The sequence below is a fragment of the Streptomyces sp. NPDC048650 genome (genome assembly GCF_043199095.1).
Classification (GTDB): domain Bacteria; phylum Actinomycetota; class Actinomycetes; order Streptomycetales; family Streptomycetaceae; genus Streptomyces.
In genome coordinates this window covers 146109-171749 of the sequence record NZ_JBICVM010000005.1, presented here as the reverse complement: position 1 = coordinate 171749, position 25641 = coordinate 146109, and the positions used below count along the sequence as shown (strand labels likewise).

At 72.3% G+C, this 25641-nt stretch carries 20 protein-coding genes and 1 pseudogene; 15 read left to right on the top strand and 6 right to left on the bottom strand.

Annotated elements, in window-relative coordinates; genetic code table 11:
- Positions 1 to 182: 182 nt before the first annotated feature.
- Genes ACGFML_RS15955 through ACGFML_RS15930 form a run of 6 tightly spaced genes read left to right on the top strand, consistent with a single transcriptional unit; the run spans position 183 to position 6411 of the window.
- Positions 183 to 1451, top strand: a complete 1269-nt coding sequence (locus ACGFML_RS15955; protein ID WP_393544045.1) for an NAD(P)/FAD-dependent oxidoreductase — start codon at positions 183 to 185, stop codon at positions 1449 to 1451.
- On the top strand, positions 1448 to 2221 hold the full coding sequence (locus ACGFML_RS15950; RefSeq protein ID WP_393544043.1) for a DUF1365 domain-containing protein: 774 nt from the start codon (positions 1448 to 1450) through the stop codon (positions 2219 to 2221). The genes ACGFML_RS15955 and ACGFML_RS15950 overlap by 4 nt, the downstream gene beginning before the upstream one ends.
- Positions 2218 to 3540, top strand: coding sequence for a class I SAM-dependent methyltransferase (locus tag ACGFML_RS15945; protein ID WP_393544041.1), 1323 nt, complete (start codon positions 2218 to 2220; stop codon positions 3538 to 3540). The genes ACGFML_RS15950 and ACGFML_RS15945 overlap by 4 nt, the downstream gene beginning before the upstream one ends.
- A 20-nt stretch (positions 3541 to 3560) precedes the next feature.
- Complete coding sequence (locus tag ACGFML_RS15940; protein WP_393544677.1) at positions 3561 to 4856, top strand: class I SAM-dependent methyltransferase; 1296 nt, start codon at positions 3561 to 3563, stop codon at positions 4854 to 4856.
- On the top strand, positions 4853 to 5680 hold the full coding sequence (locus tag ACGFML_RS15935) for a DUF1295 domain-containing protein (RefSeq protein WP_393544040.1): 828 nt from the start codon (positions 4853 to 4855) through the stop codon (positions 5678 to 5680). The genes ACGFML_RS15940 and ACGFML_RS15935 overlap by 4 nt, the downstream gene beginning before the upstream one ends.
- The gene (locus ACGFML_RS15930; protein WP_393544038.1) at positions 5677 to 6411 is read left to right on the top strand and encodes an alpha/beta hydrolase; all 735 of its coding nucleotides are present in this window, start codon (positions 5677 to 5679) and stop codon (positions 6409 to 6411) included. The genes ACGFML_RS15935 and ACGFML_RS15930 overlap by 4 nt, the downstream gene beginning before the upstream one ends.
- A 121-nt stretch (positions 6412 to 6532) precedes the next feature.
- Here ACGFML_RS15930 and ACGFML_RS15925 read toward each other — a convergent pair whose 3' ends face one another.
- Positions 6533 to 6955 carry a spore-associated protein A gene (locus ACGFML_RS15925; protein WP_393544036.1) on the bottom strand — a complete coding sequence of 141 codons (423 nt, stop codon included), beginning with the start codon at positions 6953 to 6955 and terminating at the stop codon, positions 6533 to 6535.
- Positions 6956 to 7208: 253 nt separating this feature from the next.
- Between ACGFML_RS15925 and ACGFML_RS15920 the strand changes: the two genes are divergently transcribed.
- From ACGFML_RS15920 to ACGFML_RS15905, 4 genes are all read left to right on the top strand, one after another.
- The gene (locus tag ACGFML_RS15920) at positions 7209 to 7742 is read left to right on the top strand and encodes a (2Fe-2S)-binding protein (protein WP_393544034.1); all 534 of its coding nucleotides are present in this window, start codon (positions 7209 to 7211) and stop codon (positions 7740 to 7742) included.
- 11 nt (positions 7743 to 7753) lie between these two features.
- Complete coding sequence (locus tag ACGFML_RS15915; protein WP_393544033.1) at positions 7754 to 8749, top strand: FAD binding domain-containing protein; 996 nt, start codon at positions 7754 to 7756, stop codon at positions 8747 to 8749.
- On the top strand, positions 8746 to 10998 hold the full coding sequence (locus tag ACGFML_RS15910) for a xanthine dehydrogenase family protein molybdopterin-binding subunit (RefSeq protein WP_393544031.1): 2253 nt from the start codon (positions 8746 to 8748) through the stop codon (positions 10996 to 10998). Before ACGFML_RS15915 ends, ACGFML_RS15910 begins: the two co-directional genes overlap by 4 nt.
- Positions 10999 to 11207: 209 nt before the next feature.
- Positions 11208 to 11846 (top strand): hypothetical protein, encoded by a 639-nt coding sequence (locus ACGFML_RS15905; protein WP_393544029.1) that lies wholly within the window; start codon positions 11208 to 11210, stop codon positions 11844 to 11846.
- Here ACGFML_RS15905 and ACGFML_RS15900 read toward each other — a convergent pair.
- Positions 11836 to 12633 carry a uracil-DNA glycosylase gene (locus ACGFML_RS15900; protein ID WP_393544027.1) on the bottom strand — a complete coding sequence of 266 codons (798 nt, stop codon included), beginning with the start codon at positions 12631 to 12633 and terminating at the stop codon, positions 11836 to 11838. The two genes, ACGFML_RS15905 and ACGFML_RS15900, sit on opposite strands and share 11 nt — an antisense overlap.
- Before the next feature lie 83 nt (positions 12634 to 12716).
- On the bottom strand, positions 12717 to 13565 hold the full coding sequence (locus tag ACGFML_RS15895) for a helix-turn-helix transcriptional regulator (RefSeq protein WP_393544025.1): 849 nt from the start codon (positions 13563 to 13565) through the stop codon (positions 12717 to 12719).
- Between the two features lie 101 nt (positions 13566 to 13666).
- On the opposite strand from ACGFML_RS15895, the gene ACGFML_RS15890 reads away from it, so the two are divergent.
- Positions 13667 to 14380 carry an SDR family NAD(P)-dependent oxidoreductase gene (locus ACGFML_RS15890; RefSeq protein WP_393544023.1) on the top strand — a complete coding sequence of 238 codons (714 nt, stop codon included), beginning with the start codon at positions 13667 to 13669 and terminating at the stop codon, positions 14378 to 14380.
- Positions 14381 to 14407: 27 nt separating this feature from the next.
- Here ACGFML_RS15890 and ACGFML_RS15885 read toward each other — a convergent pair whose 3' ends face one another.
- A complete protein-coding gene (locus ACGFML_RS15885; protein ID WP_393544021.1) occupies positions 14408 to 15349 on the bottom strand; it encodes a trypsin-like serine peptidase in 942 nt (313 codons plus the stop codon).
- A 406-nt stretch (positions 15350 to 15755) separates the two neighbouring features.
- On the opposite strand from ACGFML_RS15885, the gene ACGFML_RS15880 reads away from it, so the two are divergent.
- Together ACGFML_RS15880 and ACGFML_RS15875 are read left to right on the top strand one after the other, a co-directional pair.
- The gene (locus ACGFML_RS15880; RefSeq protein ID WP_393544019.1) at positions 15756 to 16517 is read left to right on the top strand and encodes a GNAT family N-acetyltransferase; all 762 of its coding nucleotides are present in this window, start codon (positions 15756 to 15758) and stop codon (positions 16515 to 16517) included.
- Positions 16518 to 16689: 172 nt separating this feature from the next.
- A complete protein-coding gene (locus ACGFML_RS15875) occupies positions 16690 to 18216 on the top strand; it encodes a GMC family oxidoreductase (RefSeq protein ID WP_393544017.1) in 1527 nt (508 codons plus the stop codon).
- Between the two features lie 146 nt (positions 18217 to 18362).
- Here the strand turns inward: ACGFML_RS15875 and ACGFML_RS15870 are convergent.
- Together ACGFML_RS15870 and ACGFML_RS15865 are read right to left on the bottom strand one after the other, a co-directional pair.
- Positions 18363 to 18539 (bottom strand): annotated as a pseudogene (locus ACGFML_RS15870) (LLM class F420-dependent oxidoreductase); the annotation flags it as partial.
- A 12-nt stretch (positions 18540 to 18551) separates the two neighbouring features.
- Positions 18552 to 18722: a hypothetical protein gene (locus ACGFML_RS15865; RefSeq protein ID WP_393544016.1), complete on the bottom strand. Its 171-nt coding sequence runs from the start codon at positions 18720 to 18722 to the stop codon at positions 18552 to 18554.
- A gap of 348 nt (positions 18723 to 19070) precedes the next feature.
- On the opposite strand from ACGFML_RS15865, the gene ACGFML_RS15860 reads away from it, so the two are divergent.
- On the top strand, positions 19071 to 19451 hold the full coding sequence (locus tag ACGFML_RS15860) for a hypothetical protein (RefSeq protein ID WP_393544014.1): 381 nt from the start codon (positions 19071 to 19073) through the stop codon (positions 19449 to 19451).
- 134 nt (positions 19452 to 19585) lie between these two features.
- Entirely contained in the window at positions 19586 to 25639 is a 6054-nt protein-coding gene (locus tag ACGFML_RS15855) for a toxin glutamine deamidase domain-containing protein (protein WP_393544675.1), read from the top strand.
- The last annotated feature ends 2 nt before the right edge of the window (positions 25640 to 25641 follow it).

Here is a 25641-nt window from a genome sequence, read left to right as displayed (position 1 = left end):
GCCACGGCCTTTCATGGCTGCGGCCCGCCGCCGCGGCATGCCCGCATCGGGCGGGTCCTTCGGCAGCTGCCGGCAACTTCCGGGATCCGTTCACCAATCCGTGCGTCGTGCGGCTCCGAACTCGTGTCAAAAGGCGGGTTCCGCAGGACCGGAGCGGGCCCGAACGGCAGGGAGGAGTGGCCGTGGTCCCTCGACAGGTGGCTGTGGTGGGCAGTGGGGTGGCGGGGCTGACCGCGGCCCACGTCCTGCAGCAGGGTGGCCGTGAGGTGTCGCTGTACGAGGCGGCGGACCGTCTCGGTGGTCATGCCCACACCCATGACCTGCCCGCGCGGGGCGGTGGGGTCATCCGGGTGGACACGGGGTTCATCGTCCACAACGAGCGCACCTACCCCCTGCTGCTGCGGCTGTTCCGCGAACTCGGCGTCGCCACCCAGGACTCCGAGATGAGCATGTCCGTACGGTGTGAGGGCTGCGGTCTGGAGTACGCCGGGGCCCGCGGGCCGGCCGGCCTGTTCGCCCGGCCGCGCAGTGCGCTGCGCGGCCGCTATCTGCGGATGCTGACGGAGGTGCGGGCCTTCCACCGTGCGGCGCGCACGACGTTGGCGAAGGGCCGCGGCGACGACACGCTGACGCTCCGCCGGTTCCTGACCACGTGCGGTTTCTCCCGGTACTTCGAAACCCACTTCGTCGTACCGCTGGTGTCCGCGGTGTGGTCGTGCGCGCCGGAGACCGCCATGCGGTACCCGGCCGTCTATCTGTTCCGCTTCCTGGAGCACCACGGCATGCTGTCGGTCAGCGGCTCGCCGCAGTGGAAGACGGTGACGGGCGGCTCGGCGGAGTACGTCGGCCGGATCGGCAAGGAGCTGACCGCCGTCCACACCGGCACTCCGGTACGCGCCGTGCACCGCTCGGCGGACCGGGCGCGGGTGGTCGCCGAGGACGGTACGGAACGCGCGTACGACGCCGTGGTCGTCGCCGTCCACCCCGACCAGGCGCTGGAGCTCCTCGCCGAGCCCACCGCGGACGAACGGCGGTACCTGGGCGCCTTCCAGTACTCGCGCAACACCACCGTGCTGCACACGGACACCTCGCTGCTGCCGCGCGCCCGCGCGGCGCGGGCCTCGTGGAACTACCTCATGGACTCCTGCCACACCTCCGCCGACGAGGTGAAGGTCAGTTACGACATGAACCGGCTGCAACGGCTGTCCTCCGGCGACGACTTCGTCGTCACCCTCAATGCCACCGACCGGATCGCCGACGACCGGATCCTGGCCCGCATGACGTACGAACACCCCGTCTACACACCGGAGTCGGTGGCCGCGCAGCAGCATCTGCCGCAGCTGAACACGGCGGTGACCGCGTTTGCCGGCGCCTACCACGGCTGGGGCTTCCACGAGGACGGATGCCGCTCCGGGGTGCAGGCGGCCGCGGCGCTGGGGGTGCGGTGGTGAGCACCCGTACCGCCGTGCCGACCGGCGCGATCGTCACCGGCGCCCCTGAACCGGCGCTCTACGACTGTGTGGTCGCACACGCCCGCACCGCACCGATACGCCACTCGTTCCGTCACCGCACCTATCTGTGGCTGGTCGACCTCGACCATCTCCCACGGCTGCCCCGCCCGCTGCGCCCGCTGGCCCGCTTCGACCACCGCGACCACTTCGCCGGCACCGGGCCGACCGTCCGGGCCGGTCTGGAACGCTTCCTGGCCGCCCACGATGTGCGGCTGGACGGGGGCCGGGTGCTGATGCTCGCGCACGCCCGGGTCCTCGGATACGTCTTCAACCCGCTGACGCTGTACTGGTGCCACGACCGGGACGGCGCCCCGGTCTGCGTGGTGGCCGAGGTGCACAACACCTACGGCGAGCGGCACTGCTACCTGCTGCGCCCCGACGCGCGGGGCCGGGCGGACGTCCCCAAGGAGTTCTACGTCTCGCCGTTCTTCCCCGTGGACGGCGACTACCGGATGCGGCTGCCCGAACCGGGCGACCGGCTCGACCTGACGGTGGCGCTGCGGCGCGGCGACACCCGGCCGTTCACCGCGACCGTGCGCGGCAGCCGGCGCCCGGCCACCACCGGGCAGCTGCTGTCCGCGGCGTTCCGCCATCCGTGGTCGACGGCCTCCGTCGCGGCGGGGATCCGCCGGCACGGCATCTGCCTGTTCCTGCGCCGACTGCCTCTCGTCCCCCGCCCCCGTCACCGTATCCAGGAGTGCCCGAAGTGAAGACTTCCGTCTCGGACCGCACCGCTCCCGTCGCCGCCGCCCGGCCGGTGACCCACGTGCCGGCGGCGCGCACACAGGTGGACGCGGCGGCCTGGCCCGACGTGGCGCGCCCGCCGCGTGCCTCCGCGGCGAGAACCGCCGTGACGCGGCAGATCGTGCGGCGGGCGCTGGCCGCCCTGCCGCTTCGGTGCGCCGGCGGCAACGGCGCCGTCTCCGGTACCGAGGGTCCGCTGGTGCGGATACACGATCCGCAGGCGTTCTTCCGCCGGGTCGGCGGCGACGGGCTGATCGGCTTCGGCGAGTCCTATATGGCCGGGGAGTGGGACGCCGACGACCTGGTCGGCGCGCTGACCGTCCTCGCCTCCCACGTCGGCTCCCTGGTGCCCCGCCCGCTGCAGCGGCTGCGCGCTGTCTGGGCGCGGCGGCAGCCGAGCGCGCAGCGCAACACCCTGGCGGGCTCCCGGGAGAACATCCACCGGCACTACGACCTGTCGAACGACCTGTTCGCGCTCTTCCTGGACACGACCATGACCTATTCGTCGGCCGTCTTCCGCGGCCTTCCCGCCACGTGGGATGCGTTGGCCGCCGCCCAGGAACGCAAGATCGACCGGCTGCTGGACCTGGCGGGTGTCGGTGCGGGCACCCGACTCCTGGAGATCGGCACGGGGTGGGGCGAGCTGGCGCTGCGCGCCGCCCGGCGCGGCGCCGAGGTGGTCACGGTGACCCTGTCCCAGGAACAGCGGGCGCTGGCCACCCGGCGTGTCTCCCAGGCCGGTTACGGGGACCGGGTCTCGGTGGACCTGCGCGACTACCGGCAGGTCGAGGGCACCTACGACGCCGTGGTGAGCGTCGAGATGATCGAAGCCGTGGGCGCGCGGTACTGGCCCGTCTATTTCGCCGCCCTCCGGCGCCTCCTGGCCCCGGGCGGCAGGATCGCGATCCAGGCGATCACGATGCCGCACGAGCGGATGCTCGCCACCCGCACCACCTATACCTGGATCCACAAATACATCTTCCCCGGCGGCATCATTCCCTCCGTCGACGCCATCGAGCAGGAGGCAGCGGCTTGCGGGCTGCGGGTCGCTCAGGACGACGGCTTCGGCGCGCACTACGCCGAAACCCTCAGGCTGTGGCGCGAACGCTTCACCGAGCGGGCCGACGACGTGACGACGCTGGGGTTCGACACGACGTTCCGCCGGATGTGGGAGTTCTACCTGGCCTACTCCGAGGCCGGGTTCCGCGCCGGCTACCTGGACGTACGCCAGATGCTGCTGACCGCGGACAGCACCAGCGACGATCACGACGGAGGTGTCCGGTGACGCGCGTCGCCCCTCAGCTCATGCAGCTCCTGGAGGAGTACTTCGCGGGGAGTGTGCCGGTACGGATGCGCGCCTGGGACGGCAGCGAAGCGGGTCCGCCCGGGGCGCCGGTGGTCGTGCTGCGCTCGCGTCGTGCGCTGCGCCGGCTGCTGTGGCAACCCGACGAACTCGGCCTGGCCCAGGCGTACATCGCCGGCGATCTGGACATCGACGGCGACCTGGCCGACGGTCTGAGCCGGGTCCGGCGGTCCGTGCGCGAACGGGGTCTGCCACCCACCGCGCCGGGACTCGCGGACCGGGCCAGGGCTGCCGTGACCGCGCTGCGCCTGGGAGCCCTCGGCCCCCGCCCGCCCGCGCCGCGCGCCCGGCGGGCCGAGCTGAGCGGCAGGCTGCACAGCACCACCCGCGACCGGGCCGCCATCAGCCACCATTACGACATGTCCAACGACTGGTACGCGCTGCTGCTGGACGAGTCGATGGCGTACTCCTGCGGCTACTGGACCCGCCCCGAGACCCCGTCCTACGGCCTCGCCCAGGCGCAGCGGGACAAGCTGGAGCTGATCTGCCGCAAGCTCGACCTCGCGCCCGGATCCCGGCTGCTGGACGTCGGCTGCGGCTGGGGCAGTCTGTCGCTGTACGCGGCACGGGAGTTCAAGGCTTCCGTCACGGCGGTCACGCTCTCGCGGGAACAGCGTGACGTCGTCGCCGCCCGAGTCCGGGAGGAGGGGCTGGACGACCTGGTCGACGTCGAACTGCGCCACTACCGCGACATCGAGGCCGCGTCCGGCGGCCATGACGCCATCTGCGCCGTCGAGATGGGCGAGCACGTCGGCGACGCCGAGTACCAGGGGTTCGCCGCCCGGCTCCACGGCCTGCTGCGCCCCCGGGGCCGGCTGCTGATCCAGCAGATGTCGCGCGGCGCCAACGCCCCCGGAGGCGGTGCGTTCATCGAGTCCTACATCGCACCCGACATGCACATGCGCCCGGTGGGTGAGACCGTCGGCCTGCTGGAGACGGCCGGGCTGGAAGTACGGTCGGTCGAGTCGCTGCGCGAGCACTACGCACACACGATCGCCGCCTGGCACCGGACGCTGGAGGAGCACTGGGCGGAGTTCGTGGCACTGGGCGGGGAGGCGACCGCGCGGGTGTGGCGGCTCTATCTGGCGGGCGGCGGGCTGGCGTTCACCGAGCGCCGGATGGGCGTGGACCAGGTCCTCGCCGTGCGCCCGACGGCAGAGGGGGCGGCGGACCTCCCCGCGACGCCCCACGACTGGTACGCGCCCCACGACCGGTACGCGTCGGAGGTCCGCAGGTGAACGGATTCCCCTGGGCGGCCTTCGCCGTCAACCTCGCGGCCGGGGCGGGCGCCGCGTTCGCCGTCATGCTGGCCACCTTCGGAGTCGCCCTGGCCAAGGGCGTACACCGCGTCGTGGACGTCGCCTGGGGTGCCGCGTTCGCGGCGGTCGCACTGGTCAGCTGGGTGCTGTCCGCGGGACACGGCGACGACGGGCGGCGCCTCCTGGTGACGCTCGCCACGGTGGTCTGGGGGCTGCGCCTGGCCGTGCACATCGCCCGGCGCAGTCGCGGCCACGGGGAGGACCCCCGCTACGCACGCATGCTGGCGAAGGCCCGGGGCAACCGGAACGTCTGTGCACTGCGCAAGGTCTATCTCCTCCAGGGGGCGTTGGTGTGGCTGGTGTCGCTTCCGGTACAGGCGGCCGGGTACGTCGCCGCCCCGCTGGACGCCGTGGCCGTCGCCGGCGGGCTGCTGTGGGCCGTCGGTCTCGCCTTCGAAGGGATCGGAGACTTCCAGCTCGCCCGCTTCAGGGCCGACCCGGACAACCGCGGCCGGGTCATGGACCGCGGGCTGTGGGCCTGGACCCGTCACCCCAACTACTTCGGCGACCTCCTCGTCTGGTGGGGCCTGTTCCTGTTGGCCTGCGGCACCGTGCAGTCGGCCGCGGTCTCCGTCGTCTCGCCGCTGGTCATGAGCTGGCTGCTGACGTACGGCAGCGGCAAACGGCTGCTGGAGAACCATCTGGCGGACCGTCCGGGATACGCCGCGTACCGGGCGCGCACCAGCGGATTCCTTCCGCTGCCGCCGCGCCGCCGGGCGCATCGGGAGGCGGGACGGCGATGACGACCGGCACCACCGGGCTCATGGGCCCCGGCCCCGGGTCCGGCGACAGCGGCGGGCACCGGGGCGCCCCCGGCCCGCTGCGCCTGCTCACCGCGCCGACGGCCCCGCGGACGGCCGTCCTGCTGCTGCACGGCGGGCGGGCCGACAGCCTCGCTCCGCCGCCCCGGCTCCATCTGCCCGCGCTGCGGATGCGGCCCTTCGGGTCCGCGCTCGCGCGCAGCCTGCGCGCAGACGACCCGCTGCTCGCCCTTGTGCGCTACCGCCACCGCGGCTGGAACGGCGCACGGGCCGACGCCGCCCAGGACGCCGGGCAGGCCCTCGACGAGCTCGCCGCCCGCGCACCGGGGGTGCCGGTAGTGCTCGTCGGCCACTCCATGGGGGGCCGGGCGGCGCTGCGCATCGGCGGTCATCCCGCGGTCCGCGGCATCGTCGCCCTCGCGCCGTGGTGCCCGGAGGACGAACCCGTCGGCCACCTTCGGGGCCGGACGCTCGCGCTGCTGCACGACCCGTGCGACCGCGTCACCCGGGCCGAGGACACCTGGCACTTCGCCGACCGCGCCCGGATGGGAGGAAGCCGGGTCCATGCGATCGCCATGCCCTCCGGCGGGCACGCCATGCTCCGCGGCGCCCGCCACTGGCACCGGCTGACCACGCACCTCGTCACCGCCGTCCTGGACGGAACACCGCCGCGCATCGCGCCCGGCCGGCCGGCGCCCGGACCGCGGAGCTGAGCGGGCGGGCGGTCGGGCGGTCGGGCGCGGCAGCGGCAGCGCCTCGTCTGCGGCCGTCGGCGGTGGGGCCCGAGCCGCCGCAGTGGGCCCGGTCAGCCGCAGTGGCCGGTGTTCACGACGGTCAGCCGCAGTGGCCGGTGTTCACGACGTACTGGTCCGCTATCTGCCCTCGCCAGGTGACGCACGCGAAGCGCGCCGGGATGTGGACGGGACCTGCGTAGGAGGTGTAGGCGCCCGAATCCGACGAGCTGATCTGCGTGTCGTCGGTCTGGAACACCTTCGCGTGCATGTAGACCGCCGCGCCCGGCTTGGTGCGCACGGTCACCACGCAGTTCTCACCGTTCCGGTCGTTCCACGTCAGATACACCGTGCCCAGCGTGCCGACGTCGCTGGAGTCCACAACGGTGTACCCGGCCCCGCAGGCGCCGTTGTACGCGGCCAGCGGGGCCGTCGCCGCCGACGCGGGCGCCGCGAACCCGGTCGCGCCGATCGTCCCCGCAGCGGCCAGTGCGGTGACGACGATGCCTCGTTGCCCACGCTTCATGGCACTCCCCATGGCACTCCCCCAGTCCCTCTCGCGGGCGCTCCCTGCGCCCGAAGGAACAGACCGCTCAGGCCCGTTGACGGTTGTGGGGTGTCAGGTCACCGTTGTGTCACCAGCGGGCGCGTCCGGACCGCGCGGCGCCGGCATGCGGCGCCACTCTTCCGATGCGGACCGGCGTCCGCCGAGGTCAGGCACGTCCGGTCGCGACCTTCTCGGGGATGAAACAGGATGAAATAGCCGTCCCGAGGAGGTAATGCCAGTGTCTGCCCCCCATATCCCGTCCCGGGCGACCACGGCCGCCGTTCTCCCGGAGCGGGGCCCCGAGCCGGTACGCGTCACCCTGTCGATCAACAGAACCGAGCACACGTTCGACATCGAGCCGCGGGTCAGCCTCCTGGACGCGCTGCGTGAACGGCTGGCGCTGACGGGCGCCAAGAAGGGGTGCGACCAGGGCACCTGCGGTGCCTGCACCGTCTGGGTCGACGGGCGTCGCGTCCTGGCCTGCCTCACCTTGGCGATCACCTGCGAAGGGCATGAGGTGACCACCGTCGAGGGGCTCGCCGAGGGGGACGCGCTGCACGCCATGCAGAGCGCCTTCATCGAGCAGGACGCCTTCCAGTGCGGTTTCTGCACCCCCGGCCAGATCATGTCCGCGGTGGCGCTGCTGGAGGAGGGCCATGCCTCCGACGACGCCGAGATCGGGGAGTGGATGAGCGGCAACCTCTGCCGCTGCGCGGCCTACCCCCACATCCGGGCCGCCATCCGCGCCGTCCGCGACCAGACCTGAGGAGGCCCGTCGTGCGGCCCATCAGCTACTCCCGCGCCAGCGCGGTGGCCGACGCGGTCGCCGCCGTCGCCGCGGACCCCACCAGCGACTTCCTCGCCGGGGGAACCACCGAGATCGATCTGCTGCGGCAGAACGTGCTGCTGCCGCGCCGTCTCGTGGACATCAACGATCTGCCCCTCGCCCAGATCGAGGACCGGCCCGACGGCGGCGTCCACATCGGTGCCCTGGCCCGGATGAGCGAGGTGGCCGAGGCCCCCGCCGTGCGGGAGCGCTTCCCGGTGATCGCCGAGGCGCTCGTTCTCGGCGCCTCGGCGCAGCTGCGCCACATGGCCAGCGTGGGCGGCAACATGATGCAGCGCGTGCGCTGCGGCTACTTCCGCGACGCCACATCACCGTGCAACAAGCGCGACCCGGGGAGCGGGTGCAGCGCACTGGACGGCTTCCACCGCGGTCATGCCGTCCTCGGGGTCAGCGATCACTGCATCGCCACCCACCCGTCGGACGTCGCCGTGGCGCTGACGGCGCTGGACGCCCGTGTCCACACCGAGAGCCCGCGCGGCCGGCAGGTGTACCCGATCGACGATTTCTTCCTGCTGCCCGGCAGCACCCCGCACCTGGAGCATCCACTGGAGCACGGGGAGCTGGTGGTGGGGATCGAGGTGCCGGGCACCCCCGCCGCCCGTACCTCGCGCTATCTGAAGGTCCGCGACCGCGAGTCGTACGAATTCGCCCTGACGTCCGTCGCCGCCGCGGTCACCGTGACGGACGGCGTGCTCGACGACGTACGGATCGCACTGGGCGGCGTCGCCACCAAGCCGTGGCGGGCCCGTCGCGCGGAGGAGATCCTCCGGGGTGCAACCGCCGACACCGCGGTCTTCGCGCGGGCCGCCCGCGAGGAGCTCGCCGCTGCCCGCACGATGCCGCTCAACGCCTTCAAGGCCGAGCTGGCCCAGCGGGCCATGGTCCGCGTACTCGAAACGCTCACCGGTACGGAGGGGCGGTCATGACCACAGCCCTCGCGATCGGCCGACCCGTCGACCGGGTCGACGGCCGCCACAAGGTCACCGGTGGCGCGCAGTACTCCGGGGACGTCCTCCTCGCCAACATGACGTATGCGGCCCTGGTCGGTGCGCGGGTGCCGAGCGGCCGGGTCACCGGCATCGACACCGCCGAGGCGCTGCAGGCCGGCGGAGTGCTCGCCGTCCTGACCCACGAGAATCTGCCCAGGATCGCCACGCAGCCCCCGCTGCTCCCCTCCCTGGCGGGGATGCCCGCCCCGGGCCAGACCTTCTTCCCCCTCCAGGACGACGTCGTCCACTACACCGGGCAGCCCGTCGCCCTCGTCGTCGCCGACACCCTGGAGCGTGCCCAGCACGCGAGCGCGCTGATCCGTGTCACATACGAGCAGACGCCCTCGGTCACCACCCTCGACCAGGCCCGGAGCGCGGCGTACGAGCCCGAGGCGATCTTCGCCGGCTTCGTCCCTGGCCGGAACCGGCGCGGCGATGTCGAGACCGGGCTCTCCGGGGCAGAGGTGCGCATCGACGCCACCTACGCCTTCGCCGCGAACAACCACAATCCCATCGAGCCCTCGACCACCACCGCGGCCTGGGACGGGGACCAGCTCACGCTCTACGACGCCACGCAGGGAGTGGCGGCCACCCAGCTCACCGTGGCCGCGCTGCTCGGCGTGACGCCGTCGAAGGTGCGTGTGCTCTCGCACTACGTCGGCGGCAGCTTCGGCTGCAAGGCCATGATCTGGGCGCACCCCGCGCTGGCCGCGCTCGCCGCCCGCCGGGTCGGACGCCCCGTCAGACTCGCCCTCACCCGTGACCAGATGTTCACCTCGGTCGGCCACCGCGAGGAGCAGGAGCAGCACATCAGCCTGGGCGCGGACGGCGAGGGCCGGCTCATCGCGCTGTGCCACCACAAGCTCTCGCCCACCTCGCACTTCGACGACTGGGCCGAGCCCTCCCTCAGCGTCGCCTCCCAGATCTACGCCTGTCCGCACTACGAAGGCGTCTACCGGCTGATCCGCGCCAACACCATGACGCCGACGTTCATGCGGGCCCCCGGCGAGGCGTCCGGCATGTTCGCGCTCGAGTGCACCATGGACGACCTCGCCCACCAACTGGGCATCGACCCGGTCGAACTGCGGCTGCGCAACTACACCGACGCCGACCCCAACACCGGTCGCCCCTGGTCCAGTTCCGGGCTCAAGGAGTGCTACCGGCGGGGCGCCGAACGCTTCGGCTGGCATCGGCGCAACCCCGTACCCGGGTCCCACCGCGACGGACACTGGCTGATCGGCTACGGCATGGCCGCCTCCGGATACCCCGTCTTCGGGCCCAACAACCCGCAGCGCGCGCGGGCCCGGCTGTACGCCGACGGCACCGCCGTGGTGCAGGCCGCGACGCCCGACTTCGGCACCGGGGTCGCCACCGTCATGACCCAGGTGGCCGCCGACGCGCTCGGGCTCCCCGTGGAGCGCTGCCGCTTCGAGGGGGGCGACACGATGCTGCCCACCATCGCCGCCGCGGTCGGCTCCTCCGGAGCGGGGATGATCAGCGCGGCCGTCCACACCGCCGCGACCCGTCTGCGCGACCAGCTCGTGGCGCAGGCCGTCGCGGACACCCAGTCTCCCCTGCACGGCGCCGATCCCGCCGACATCACCGTTCGGGACGGCCGCATGGCGCTCCGCGCCGCCCCCGGGACCGGGGAGGGCTACAGCGATCTGCTCCACCGCAACTTCCTCCCCGACGTCGAGGCGGCCGGCTCCTGGTCCCCGTCGCCGCAGAGCACCCGCTACGCGATGATGACCTTCGGTGCCCAGTTCGCCGAGGTGGCTGTCGATCCGGACCTCGGGCTCGCCCGGGTCCGCCGCATGGTCGGCGCTTTCGCTCCCGGCCGGGTCCTCAACCCCAAGACGGCCCGCAGCCAGCTCATGGGCGGGATGCTCTGGGGACTGGGCCAAGCCCTCCTGGAGGGCAACCGCATGGACCCGCGCCGCGGCCGCTGGGTCGCCTCGAGCCTGGGTGACTATCTCGTGCCGGTCAACGCCGATTCCCCCGAAGTGGAGATCGAACTCGTGGAGGTGGCGGACGAGATCGTCAATCCGCTCGGCGTGAAGGGCGTCGGCGAGGTCGGCCAGGTCGGCGCCGCCGCGGCCATCGCCAACGCCGTCCATCACGCCACCGGACGCCGTATCCGCAACCTGCCCCTCGCCCCCGAAGACCTGCTCCGCCCCGGTTGCTGACCCCCGGGAGCGGCTCCCGGCCTCGTACGCCCTCGGAGGGCGGCCCCCGACGATCCCTCATCAAGTCTTTACCAGGGGCCCCCGGACGGGTGGCCGCACGACTGTACGATGCCGCGGTGATCTTCGCCGGGCGGCCGCGATCGACCGCGGACCGGCACTCGTCCTACGCCCCGTCATCCACCGACCGGGTGCGCACACATGGGGGAAAGTTGTCCTTTCGTCATGCCTTCGCGGTGCGTCACGCCTTCGCGGTGCATCGTGTCTTCGCGGTGCATCGTGTCTTCGCCGCGGCCCTGCTCGTCTCCGGAGCCCTCGCCCTGACGGCCTGCGGGCCCGAGGACAAGGGCTCTGCCGCCGGCGACCCCAGCCCCTCGGCGAGCACCGGCTCCCCCGCCGCCGCCGGGCCCTCGGTGAGCGCCGACCCCTCGACGCCCCCGGACGGCGGCCAGGTCGGCGCGCGATGCCCGAAGCTCGGCGCCGGCCATGCCTTCGTCTGGGTCACGGGCGTCGAAGGAGCCATGAACAACGTCATCGCCCGGCCCGCGAAGCTCTCCTGCGCCCAGGGCGTCCACCTCCGCCCCGCCGGCCCGGACCACACCTACCGCTTCTCCCCTGACGCCAAGGTGACGGTGTGGCAGCAGAACGGGCCCGCACGACGCACCGACAAGTCGGGTCCGCACAGCGGGATCGCGCATGTGAAGCAGTGCGCCGACCCGGGCGGCACCAGCTACGACGGCGGGCGGGCGACCCCGCAGGCCAAGGAGTTCTGCAACGGCGGCAACTTCTACGACATCGGCCTGAAGGGCGGCACGATCACCGAGATGACCGAGCTCGGCGTCATCCAGTAGGCCCCCCGGCCGCCAGCTCCGCCAGCGACGCGGCCCGGGTCAGCAGGTCGAGAAGCATGGCCGGGGTGAGTCTGCCGGTGAAGGTGTTGCGCTGGCTGGGGTGGTAGCTCCCCAGCACGTGCAGCGGGCGGCCGCCGCCGATGCGGGGCAGGGTCAGCTCCGCGCCGTGACCGAAGGAGGGGCGGGGGCGAGGAAGCTGCCACCCCGCGTCGCGGAGGACGGGCAGCAGCGCCTGCCAGCCGAAGGCACCGAGGACGATCACGGCCTTCAGGCTCGGGCCGAGGAGTTCCAGTTCCCTCGACAGCCAGGGCCGGCAGGTGTTCCGCTCGTCGGGGGTCGGCTTGTTCTGCGGCGGGGCGCAATGGACCGGTGCCGTGATCCGGACCCCGTACAGCTCCAGACCGTCCCCCGGGTGCGTGGCGTCCGGCCGGGAGGCGAGACCGGCGGCGTGCATCGCAGCGAACAGGAAGTCGCCGGAGGCGTCCCCGGTGAACATGCGTCCCGTGCGGTTGGCGCCGTGCGCGGCAGGTGCCAACCCGACCACCGCCAGGGCGGCATCCGGCGGACCGAATCCCGGCACCGGCTTCGCCCAGTACTCCCAGTCGCGGTACGCCGCCCGCCGGGCCGCCCCGACCTCCTCCCGCCAGGCCACCAGCCGGGGACAGGCACGGCAGCCGATCAGCTGCGCGTCGAGCTCGTCCAGCCCGCCGGAGCACGCCGCGCGCTGTGCCGGAAAGTCACGGTCGCTGGTGGGCGGGGGCTCGCCCGACTGCCCGGAGTTCTGCATCGCACCACGCTAAGGGGTGTGCCGTCCTCCCTGACGGGGCTGAGCGCGACACCTGGTGAGCCTGCCGGGTCCGGCGGGGCTCGTCACGGAGCGGGGCCGATGAGGTCCTGGGTGCCGAGCACGGTCAGCAGGGCGAGGCGTTCGGCATCCTCGGTGCCGGGTTCGGCCGTGTAGACCATGATGCGCAGGTCGCCGCCCGCCACAGTGAGGACGTCGCAGTCCAGCGTCACGGGCCCGACCTGCGGGTGGTCGATCGTCTTGCGCGAGGCCCCGTGGCGGCCGGCCGCTGCCGTGACCCACAGTTCGGCGAACCGCCCGCTGCCCGCGCGCAGTTCCGCGATCAGCCGCTGCAGCCACCGGTCGGCCGGGTAGCGTTCGGCGGCGGCGCGCAGGTCGGCGACGAGCGCGGCTTCATGGTCGCCCTGCGCCTGCGGCGTGCGGCGGGCCCCGGTGCCGGGGCCGAGGAAGTGGCGCCACACGCCGTTGCGCTCGTTGCCACGCCGGGCGGACGGGTCACCCATCAGTGCCGCGTACGGGGCGTTGGCCACGAGCAGGGTCCAGGTGGCGTCGAAGACCGCCACGGGCGTCTCCGTCAGCCGGTCCAGCAGCCGCTGGACGCTCGGGGTGAGGTACGTGGGCACCGTCTCCGGTCCCGGCGGCGCGAGCCCGGCCAGTCGGAACAGGTGCGCGCGCTCCTCCTCCGACAGCCGCAGGGCGCGGGCGAGGGCTTCGACGACCTGGGTCGAGGGGTTGGTGGCGCGGCCTTGCTCGAGCCGGGTGACGTAGTCGACGGAGATCCCGGCGAGCATGGCCAGTTCCTCGCGGCGCAGGCCCGCCGCGCGCCGCTGCCCGCGGGCAGGCAGCCCGGCAGCCTCGGGTGGGACGCGGTCGCGCCAGCGGCGCACCGCCTTGCCGAACTCCGCCGTCGCCATGAGACCAGTGTGCCCCGCCGGACGTGTGGCTTCCTGGTACCGCTGGTCCCAGGAAGGCGGGACTCCTGGCAGCGCGGGCGGGTGTGGCGGACGGTGGAGACATGACGACGACACTGATCACCGGAGCGAACAAGGGCCTCGGCCTCGAGACCGCCCGCCGCCTCATCGCCGCGGGCCACACCGTCCACATCGGCAGCCGGGACGCGGCCCGCGGCCGTCGCGCGGCCGGGCAGCTGGGCCCGCGGGCGCGGTTCGTACAGCTCGACATCACCGACGACGCGTCCGTCGCGGCCGCGGTGAGGACGATCGAGGCCGACGGCGGCCTCGACGTGCTGGTCAACAACGCCGGCATCGAGGCGCGGGGCGAGAACAACGAGGTGGCGGGCGCCGCGGACCTCACCGCCGACGTGATGCGGGAGGTCTTCGAGACCAACGTCTTCGGCACGGTGCGCGTCACCCACGCGTTCCTGCCGCTGCTGCAGCGGTCCGCCGCCCCGATCGTGGTCAACGTCAGCAGCGGCCTGGCCTCGCTCGCGCGCGTGGCCGAACCGGGCCACCCGGCCGCCGGCTACCCCGGCGTCGCCTACCCGGCGTCGAAGACCGCGCTCAACATGATCACCGTGCAGTACGCGAAGGCGTTCCCGGGCATGCGGATCAACGCGGTGGAGCCCGGCTTCACCAAGACCGACCTGAACGGGAACACCGGCGTGCAGACGGTCGAGGAGGGCGCCGAGATCATCGTTCGCATGGCGCAGGTGGGCCCGGACGGCCCTACCGGGGGTTACTTCGACGCGGAAGGGCCCCTGCCCTGGTGAGCGTCCGCAGCTCCGGCCCGTCCTGCCTCAGCGCGGCGCGGCGGGGGCGTCGCCCCGGACGGCGTGCAGATAGAGGGCGACCGTGTCGAGGGTGAAGTACGAGCTGTAGGAGACGTCGGGGAAGTCACCGCCCGTGTGATAGCCGCCGATGACGCCGATCAGGGCATGACCGGTGAGGTTTCGCACCAGGAAGGGCCCGCCGGAGGTGCCGCCGATGTAGCCCGCGCAGGCGATCTCCAGGAAGTCTCCCGGCGCGGCCGGATCGGTACTGGTGTACCGGTGTGTGGCGGAGGTGCAGTCCAGCGGCTGGGGGTGGGTGGTGTCGCTGTTGCCGGGGTAGCCGATGAGCCGTACCCGGCGGTGGTCGTAGCCCGGGTAGGGGCGAAGGTCGAAGCCGCCGGTGGCGTCCTGCACCGCGGTGCCGTCCGCCCGTGCCCCCAGGCGTACGACCGCGTAGTCCCATCGGGCGCCCGCGTCCGTGCCGAGTTCGTCGTACCGATGGTCGCGGTAGATCGCCTCGACGGGAAAGGCCCCGAAGGGCTTCCGGCCCTCGTGGTACTGCGGCACGAACGACAGATGGCGCTTCGGGTCGGGGGCGCGCAGGCAGTGTGCGGCGGTGACCACGAGATCGCGGTGCGGGCTGCGGACGACCGTCCCGCCGCAGAACCGGCCGGTGTTGCTGCCGTCCGTCCAGAAGAAGGTCCCCACCTGAGGCAGGCCGTCGAACGGGTGGCTGGGCGGGGCGGGCTCCGCCACCGGCCGCGTCTCCCACGAGCGCCTGCGCAGGGAGACGGGCTCCGCGGTCCGCATCCGCTGCGGGGTCCAGTACGTGTCGTCGGTGGCCGCCGGACCCCGCGGGGTGTCGGCGGCGTGGGCGAGCGGTCCGGGCAGCGCGGTGAGCGGCGTTCCGAGGAGCAGGGCGGCGAACAGCAGGACGGCACGGGCGCGTACGGCGAGGGGTCTGCTCATGGGCAGCGTCCTTTCCCGGGCAGGGCTACGGAGCGTACGAGGAGTGCATGCGGCGCGTGGTCATGGTCGTACGGCAGGGAGGTCCGTGGCGAGAGGGCCGCACCGGACGTGGCGGCCGCCATCGACGGGCAGCGGGCGGCGGAGCTTCGCCGTCGGGAGGGCCCGGCGAGCGGCGGGTCCGGCCGGCTCCGACCGGTGCCGGACATGACACCCGGTGATCGTTCGTGCTGCGTTCCGTGAATTTGCCCCAGGCCAGGGGCGGTGTGCGACAGTGGACCGCCCCGGTCGGCCGGGCGCGCCCGTGTGCGCAGCCGCCGCCGGGAACCCCCATACCCCAGACCGTGGTTCCGGCCGCGCCCTGCGCGCGTCCGGGCCGTCACCTCACCTACGTCCTTCCCAGAGAGCGATGCAGGCAACGACACTTGTCCCCCGGACCGCAGACCTGTTCCACGAGGGCCTGGAGCGTCAGGCCGGCTCCGCCCTGCTGCGCTTCGGCGCCGCGCGGCGACGGGCGGCCGACCGCGTCAGTTGGTCCGGCAACGGCGCCGCCGCCTGGCTCGACGATGCCCGAGGTCACCTGTGGAGCGTCGGCGAACCCGACGCCGCGGCCGGTCTCGTCCTGCGTGCCGCCCATGGACTGTCGGATCAGGTAACGGAGTTCACCGGCCCGCGGCACACGGAGGCCCTGGTCGGCCGCCACCTGCCGGTGACCGATGTCGTCGAATGGGTCTTCCGCTGGACGCTGGACGAACCCCCCGTCCACCGGGCGGAGGAACGGGTCGTCGAGCTCGACGCATCCCACCACGACGAGCTGCTCGCCTTCCTCAACGAACACAGCCCGGGCCATTCGACCGGACCCGGTTCCGCCGCCGTCAGTCTGTGGGTCGGCATCCGCGGTGCGGACGGGCGGCTGGTGGCCTGCGGCGCCCTGAGCAGCCTGCGGGACAGCGGCGCTCCGCTGATGGCGTCCGTCGCGACGGACGCCGCGCAGCGCGGCCAGGGCCTGGGCGCCGCGCTGACGTCGTGGCTGACCCGCTACGCCGTTCGCCGCTACGGCTTCTGCACCCTGTGGCAGCTGGCCGACAACACCCCCGCCGAGCGGCTCTACACCCGCCTCGGCTACCGCAACGAGGATCCCTGCGTGGCCGCGCGGATCATCGTGCGCTGACCGGCGGCCGCCGCACCCCGCTGCGTCGTTCCGCCCACCGGATGGCCGGCGTCACGCGACAATCGACCCCGGCCCGGGTGACATCCGTACCGTCGTCAGCCGGGCGAACCTGTACGCCGACGACGCCGAACGGGCGCGGTCGGTCAGCACATCGGCATGGGGAGGGGACACCGTGGTGTCGCAGGAGTTCGACCACATCATCGTCGGCGCCGGATCGGCCGGCTGCGTGCTCGCCGCGCGACTGTCCGAGGACACGGACCGCACGGTGCTGCTGCTCGAAGCGGGGCCCGCGGACACGAAGGCGGAACTGGCCGCGCCGCCCTCCTGGCCCGCACTGGGGGGCACCGAGGTCGACCACGGCTATCGCACCGTGCCGCAGGCCGGAATCGGCGGCGCGGCACTCCCGTACCCGCGCGGCAGGACTCTGGGCGGCTCCAGCGCGATCAACGCCATGGTGTTCCTCCGCGGACACCGCAACGACTTCGACCGCTGGGCGGCGTCCGGCTGCGCCGGGTGGGACTACGACGCGCTCCTGCCGTACTTCCGGCAGATGGAGACCGTCGCCGGGAAGGATCCGAAGTTCCGCGGCGACAGCGGCCCGATGCGCCCGGCACAGGCACGGCCCCAGGACGCCAACCCGCTGTCGCAGGTCTTCATCGACGCCGCGGTCGCGGCGGGCCACCCGCCGACGGAGGACTTCAACGGCGCCGACCAGGAGGGCGCCGGGTGGCACGACATGAACATCGCCGACGGCACGCGGCAGAGCACGGCACGGGCGTACCTGCACCCGGTCCGCGCCGAACGGCCGCGGCTGACCGTCTCGACCGGCTCTCGGGCACGCCGCCTGCTCTTCGACGGCAACCGGTGCACCGGCGTGGAGTTCGAGCGGGACGGCGAGACGCTCATCGCGCGAGCCAACGCCGAGGTGATCGTCAGCTCCGGCGCCGTCGACTCGCCCCGCCTGCTCCTGCTTTCGGGCATCGGCCCCGCGGACGAGCTGCGGCGGGCCGGTGTCGCCGTCCGCCACGACCTGCCCGGGGTCGGGCGCAACCTGCACGACCACCCGCTCTGCCCGGTCGTCTACGAGGCGAGCCGACCGATCCCGCCGGCGCTCACCAACCTCGCGGAGTCCTCACTGCTCTGGCGCAGCGAGGCGTCCCTGCCGGGGCCGGACATGCAGCTGATGTTCATCCACGCCCCTTACCTCCCGCCGACGATGCCGGCCCCGGCCCACGGCTTCACCCTCGCCGTGGCAACGGTGCCGCAGAGCCGGGGCTCGGTGCGTCTGGCCGATGCCGACCCGCACACCGCGCCGCTGATCGACCCCAACTACCTCGGCACGGAGTCGGACGTCCGGCGCATGCTCCACGGCATCGAGGTGGCGCGGGACATCGCCGCGGCGGGACCGTTCGACCCGTGGCGCTCGCGCGAGGCCCTCCCCGGGGACCCCGTCACCGACGAGGCGGGGCTGCGCCGCTACCTGGGGGCCGCCACCGGGACGTACTTCCACCCCGTGGGCAGCTGCGCGATGGGCACCGGGGTCGACGCGGTGGTGGCCCCGGACCTGACCGTCCACGGCCTGGCGGGCCTGCGGGTGGTCGATGCGTCGGTCATGCCCACGATCGTCTCCGTCAATACGAACCCGGCGACGATGGCGATCGCGGAGAAGGCGGCAGACCTGATCCGCCGGACAGTATAGGCCGGTTGGACGCCTGGGGGCCGGCCGCCGCCCGTCACCTGGCCCGGCCGGCTCCCCCAGGAGCCACCAGGTCCGACGGCGGTCGGCGTCCCCCGCGACCTCCGTCCCCAACGGTCAGCGGCACCCCGGCCCCGGCCTCGGCACCCGGCACCCGGCACCCGCGCGGGCATCGGGGTGGCCGCGGTGAGCAGTTCGCCGTGGCAGTCGGCGGCACCGGATCCTGTCAACTGACCCAGGACGGTGAGGAGTTCACACGGCCGGGAGATGGGCCGCTCGAACCGCACACCGAAGCCCGCCTCGGTCAGGAGCTTGGCGCCGAGGGCGCGTTCCGGCAGTCATGTCGGCCGGAACCGGATCCGGTCGGTCGGCATTCCGATCCGCCGTGACGACTTCCTGCCGGCGATATGAACGCCCGGCGGCGTGAACGCGACGACGACCACCGCCGCTGCCACCTCCACCTCCACCTCCACCGCCACCGCCACCGCCGGGAGGAGAAGCGGACGCATCTCCGCTCACCCGGTTCATGGCCCTCTCGTGGCGTCGGCATGCGGCTTTCGATACGTTCCACGCCACCACACCACGGACATCACGTACTCTGCGGCATGTTGTGTGGACTTCCCCCGTACCGCCGTCGGCCTCGCCGAGCATCCGGCGTGGCCGGCCGGGGCGCCCGACCACAGCGGCGAACCCCGCCCCTTCACGTCTTCACCACAGGCGGCACCGCAGGTTGTAACGAAGCCGTAGCAAACACCAGCTTGAGGACATGTCAGGTCTGGTGGTTAAAATTTTCAGTACCGATCGGTATCAATCAGCATCTGCGCGGTCATGGCGGGATCCAAGCGAAGGGCACCTTGGTGGGAGACGGACTCAAGGCCGACATCCAGTCGCTCCGTACGGGCGGCGGAGATTTCGACCGAATCGGCAAGGATTACCAGAAGTTGGTCGATACGCTGCAAAGCGGTCTGACGGCCCTGGAGGGCCAGGACACGCCGCCGTGGGGGGACGACGACCTCGGGGAGAAGTTCGGTGTCGTCTACGAGGGTCTGCGGGACGGCATGTACGAGTCGATGGGCCATCTCGCCGCCAAGCTCCAGGAGATCGGCGGCGGGTTGAACAACATGGCCAAGAACCACGAGGCCGACGAGAACTTCAACGACTCCATGCTGAAGCAGCACATCGCGAACGCCGAGGCGGACAGTCAGGTGCTCGCCCGCTTCAAGAGCCCGAACGTCTAGCCGCGAGCCGCGGCCGCTCCACCACCGACCGGTCACCGACCACGCCCCTCGGCCACTGATTCCAGGGGTCCCGGTGTCCTCGATTCCGTCATCCACGAACCAAAGCCAGCTGGGGGAACGCAGCCGTGTCGCTGATGCTGCCGGACGCACTTGAGTGGGTCCTTGAAATGCTGGGGTTCAACTGGCCCACGGCCGACGAGGACAAGTTGATGGATTCCGCCCAGAAGTGGCGGGATTTCTCGGCCGGCGTGGAGGGTCTCCAACATCAGGGCGTCAAGTCGGCCGGCAACGTCCTGTCGGCCAACACCGGTGACTCCATCGATGGTTTCCAGACCACCTGGGACAAGTTCGCCGGCGGGTCCGGTTATCTGGACGACGCCCGCAACGCCGCGGACGCCATCGCCATCGCCCTGGACGCCGCGGCCGGGCTCGTCATCGGTATGAAAGTCGCGGTGATCGCCCAGTTGGCGATCCTCGCGGCGGAAATCATCGCGGCCCAAGCGGCGGCGCCCTTCACCTTCGGACTGTCCGAGATCGGAGCCGCGGCCGCAACGGGAGCGACCCGGCTGATCGTCCGCAAACTCATCAAGGAAGCCGCGAAGCAGCTTCTCGACGCGGCACTGGAGACGGCGAAGGAGCCCGCGGTCTCGGCGCTCCAGGCCATGATCTCGGACGTCATCGCGCAGTCCGTGAACATGAACTTCGACGCCCAGAACGGCTTCGACGTCAACCGCACGGTGAAGAAGGGCGCCGAAGAGGGCGTCAACGCGCTCAAGAACTCCGGGCAGACGTTCACCGAGGCGCTGCGGGACGGTGCGGGCGCCAAGGCCGGGCACCACGCGCGGAACGGGCTGGAGTCGGCCGCCGGCCACAACAACGGCGAGAGCTCCGGACATGAATCCGGATCGGATTCCGGTGGTGGGAACGAAACCAGCGGCAATTCGGACAGGGGGAATCCCAGCACCGAGTCGACGTCGAACGACTCCTCGTCGAGCAATTCCTCGTCGTCGGGCGATTCTTCGTCGTCGAACGACTCCTCGTCGTCGGGTACGTCCGGCTCTCCATCGGGTGGCTCGTCGTCCACGGGCGGCACGGGCGACCGCGGCTCGACCGGCGGTGGCCCCTCGCACAGCGGCCCTTCCGGCGGTAGCACCTCCGACGGCGCCCCCTCGACATCGACGAACTCGGCATCGACGAATTCGACACCGGGCGATACGAGTTCGGTGGCCGGGCCCGGACAGTCTCCGGACGGCGGCAGCTCGTCCACTCCCTCCCACTCCTCGTCTGCCCCGAGCGGGCTGACGCCGTTCGACGCGGGCTACCGCGAAACGCACGGTGACGGCGCCCCATCGGCCGACTCGTCCCCCGACTCGTCGACCGGCCCCTCGCCTTCCTCGTCCACCCCCACCGCGTCCCCGGATTCGAGCCCCTCTCCCGACTCGGGCAGCACCCCGGACGCCTCGCCGACCCCGGACCGCTCCCCCGCCCCCGAAGCCGGCGGGCCGGACAGCTCGCCCAACTCGGCGCCGGACCACGGCTCGCCCGCGCCGGACGCCGGGGGGCGACCGGACAGCGATGCCTCGCCCACCCCCGCCCACGCGGACGGCCCCGCTGTCACCACGTCGGAGCACCACACCACGACCAGTGACCCTGGCCCCGACACCAGCCGGTCGTCGGATCCCTCGCCCTCGTCCTCGTCTCCGGACCCCTCGTCCTCGTCTCCGGACCCCTCACCCTCGTCTCCGGACCCCTCTCCCTCGTCCTCGCCGTCTCCCGACCCCTCTCCCTCGTCCTCGCCCTCCCCGGACTCGGGGAACCAGTCCCACGCGAGCGTTCCCTCGCCGTCGCCCGCGCCGGACAATGCCCCGGCCGCCGGACCGGGCCCCGACCACTCGACGCCGCCGAACGACCACGACAACGGCGCCACCGGAGGCGGCCGCGGCGCCATGCCCCAGGGCGCCATGCCCCAGGGCGCTCCTTCCGCCGGACACTCCGCTCCGACCTCGTACGGGTCGCCGCAGCAGCACGCTCCCGGGCGGCCGGACGACGAAGCCTCCACCACCGTGCACACGGAGAGCGCGACCCTGGCACCGCCGCCCCCTACGGCCGTCCCGCAGCAGGCCCCGGGCCACGGCGACTCGTCCGGTTCGTCCGCCCCTTCCACGGCATCCGGCGCACAGTCCCCGCAGCCCGGCATGGCGATGGGCGGCGGCCCCATGCCCACCCCGAGTGCCCCCGCCGGTGCTGCGCCCGCCGCCGCGCCCCCGCGTTCGGCACCGACCGGCAGCGGCACAACGCCCCACGCCAACCCCGCCGGAGATCCCCGGACCGTCCCCTCCGGGGAGTCGCGCGGCGCGTCCCCGCGTCAGCGGTCCGGCGCGCCCGACCAGGCGTCGCGTCCGAGGCCCACGCCGCCGCGCGCGGAACCGCCGCGCCCCACGCAGCCTCGGGCCGAGCAACCGCGCGGCGACGACTCGCCCCCGCATCAGCCTCAGACGCCGCCCAGCAACGGGCCGGAGCACGACGGCCCCGACCAGCACACGCCGAAGCAGAACACTCCGGACCAGAGCACTCCGGACCAGAGCACTCCGGACCAGGACACGCCGGATCAGGACACCCCCGAGCAGAGCCCCCCGGTGCAGACGGCGCCGCCGAACGACGGCACACCGCCCGCTCCTGATCACGGCACGGATACGCCGGAGGCCGGTCACCCGGCCGACCAGCCCGACGCCGGCCCCGATGACCAGAACACGCCGGACTCCGCGCAGAAGCCCGACGGCGAGCCGGACTCCGTCAACGAACCGGCACCGGACGAGGATTCCGCTCCGGACAAGGATCAGAACGACCCCCAGAACCAGGCTCCCGACAACCCGGGCCCGGAGCAGCAGCCGGAATCGCACGACTCCGACTCCGACCCCGACTCCGAGAGCGCCGACTCCACCCAGCAGGACGACAACCAGCACGACGACCAGTCCGACGACAGCCAGTCCGACGACTCCAAGGACGACGACGCGACGTCCGACACGTCCGACCAGCCCGGCGACGACGGCTCGTCGGACACGGATGCCGACACGGACACCGACGCGCAGTCCGACCCCGACGCGGAGTCCGACCCCGACGCGCAGTCCGACACCGAGCCCGACGCGCACGACGACCGGCCCAGCCTCGACGAGGTCCGGGCCGGCATCCAGGAGGCTCCCGGTGGCCTGCTGCCGCCCGACACCGCGGACCAGCAGGCACTGGAGAACGCCGTCCCACGGAACGACGACGGCACTCCGCAGCGCTTCCCCGACCCGTCCGGGGACTGGAGCCAGATCCAGAACGACGGCGGTACGGACGTGCCCGGCCGCTCCAACAACTGCGCGGACTGCAGCCGTTCGTTCCTCGAGACCTGGTACGGAAACCCACAGGTCTCCGCGCCTCGGACGCCGGACCTCAATCCGGACGGGAGCCCGGACCGCTGGTCGCCGGAGACGAACGCCAACGAGAACATCATCGACTGGACGGGTGCGCCGCACTCGTACGCCGGCACCAGCCCCGACGGCCACGCCGCCATCGCCCAGGACCTGCTGAACGCCGGTCCGGGCTCCTCGGCGATCGTGCAGGTCAACTGGGCCGGGGGCGGTGGCCACGCGTTCAACGCCGTCAACCACAACGGCAAGGTCGTGTGGGTGGACACCCAGAGCGGGGAGGTGAGCGATCAGCCCATCAACACCGACGGCGCCACCGATGTCTTCTACATTCCGATGGATGCCGACCGGAATCCGCTGTACCCCGCTCCGGATGCGGACTCCGACTCCCACACGTCGAATGACGACTCCGACACGGCGGACAACGACTCCCACGCGTCGGACAACGACTCGTCCACGGCCGACGACGGCTCCCACGCGTCGGACAACGACTCGTCCACGACGGACGACGGCTCCTCCACGGCATCGAACCACTCCGGCGACCCGGAAGCCGAGTCGTCCTCTTCCGCACCTTCGGACGCCGCGCAGGACCACGGTTCCCAAGCCCACGACGCGCCGCACTCCGACCCGGCTTCCGGATCGCCCTCCGACCCGACACAGCACTCACCGGAAACGCAGCAGACACCGGATTCACCCGACACCCCGCAGGCGGACACCCCGCAGGGGGACGGCAAGCAGGCGGACCACACGCCGACGGACAGCGCGCCTTCCGACCAGTCACCATCCCCCCAGGCTCCGTCCGATCAATCACCCTCGGACCACTCACCTCAGGACCACTCACCTCAGGACCAGTCACCGTCCGACCCGACACCGTCCGACCCGTCACCTGGCGACAGCGACACCACCGCGAACGCGAGCGACCCGGGCAAGGAGTCGCCGGACGACGGTCCGAGCGAGGCGACCGGCGACCACGGCAAGCCCGATGGCGACCCGTCCGATACCGCGACGACCGCGTCCGGTACGCCGGACTCGCCGGACGCCTCCCGACCGGAGGGATCCGACGCCCCTCCGCGCCCGGACCACGACGAGTCCACCTCGCTGGCCTCCGACACGCCCGCCAACGGGCCGGTGGGCGGGCCGCCACGGCCGGACGGCAACCAGGGCCAGGCCGACCCGGGTGACAGGTCCCGGACTCCCGGTGACGCCCCGCGGCGCGAGGGTGATCCCGACGGTGCGGGCCGTCCGACCTCGGGGCGGCCCGATGCCACGCTTCCCACCCCCGACAGCCGGCCGCAGCACACGCCACCCGGGGCGCGTCCCAAGTCGCCGATTCCGGAGGCTCCCGGCGGTAAGCGGAAGGCCGGCGGGCCGCCGGCCGACCCGGACAACGCCAACGCCGAGTCCAGCACCACGGACAAGAAGAAGCGGACCGACCCGGATCACCACCAGTTCGCCGCGATGAAGATCAGCGATTCGCCGCCGGAGCACGACGACAGTGCGATGGACGTCGACAAGGAGCCGTACTCCGACCCGCACGACCGTGGCGACAGCGACACGACCGCCCAGGAGAAGGAGGGGAAGACCACTCTCGACGCGGAAGGCGACGGATCCAAGGAGTACGGACTCTCACCGGACAAGCTCCAGGCACAGCTCCGCCGGGACCGGCCCGTGCACCGCATCCCGCTCGACAACGTCCGCGACCACCTGGACCGTTGGGCTGACGACGGGAGTCTGGCGAACACGCTGCGGGCCTCCACCGGCCATGCGCTGCCCTCCTCTCCCGACGCGGGCAATGGGCCACGTGCCTTCACCAAGAAGGACCTGGAGAACCGACTTCCCGGATTCAAGGACATGGACCACGGCGAGCAACTGGCCGTCGTGACATCCCTGGCCCGGCTCAGCGTCGGGTTCCACGAACAGCACGGCGTGGGCAAGAATCCGGAGAACATCGACAAGCCGTACCGCAACAAGGACGAGGGCGACCCCAAGCCGGAGACCAAGGACAGCGTTGCCAAGGACTCGGTCGAATCGCTGGGTGTCCGCGGGCACCGCCAGAGCAGCGACAAGTTCCTCCAGGACCTGGAGAACCCGGACAGCCATCCGGACAGCCTGAAGGACAACGCACCGGACCTCACCGAACGCAATTACGCGGTGCTGGAGGTCGAGGGCCCGCCGCCCGCGCGGGAGACGCACTACGTCACCGATTCCTCGGTCCCGGTGGGCGAGAAGTTCGTTTCGGGCCGGCATTCGGAAAAGCACCTGGCCGATTGGCTGAACCGTGTCAACCAGGGCGACACCAAGTACACGCCCAAGGCGGTCTACACGGAACGTGAGCCCTGCGGAAACGGGCGAGGGCACGCGAAGTGCTCAACGGTGCTGCGAGGCAAGACACTCGACGACACGAAGGTCTACTACAGCACGACGTATCGCACCGACCCGGCCGACGACAAGGCGAAGAAGCAGCTCGACAGCCAGAAGCAGGTGGAGAAGAAGAACGTCGACAAGATGTCGGCGGCCGACGTGAAACGGGACCTCGTGGAGTCGATCAACGACCGCCAGGGCAGGACGGCCGATTGGAAGGCGAAGCAGGTCGCGGCGGCCGGGAACCTCACCGACGACAAGGCCCGTGAAGAGCTCAAGAAGGCCATCGAGCGCGACTACAAGAAACTCAAGGACGACGCGACCACGCCCGAGAAGAGGGCCATCGCCCGGGAAATGGACCGGCATTTCGACCACTTGGAGTCGACCTGGCGGAAGATCCAGCCGAGCCTGATGTGACC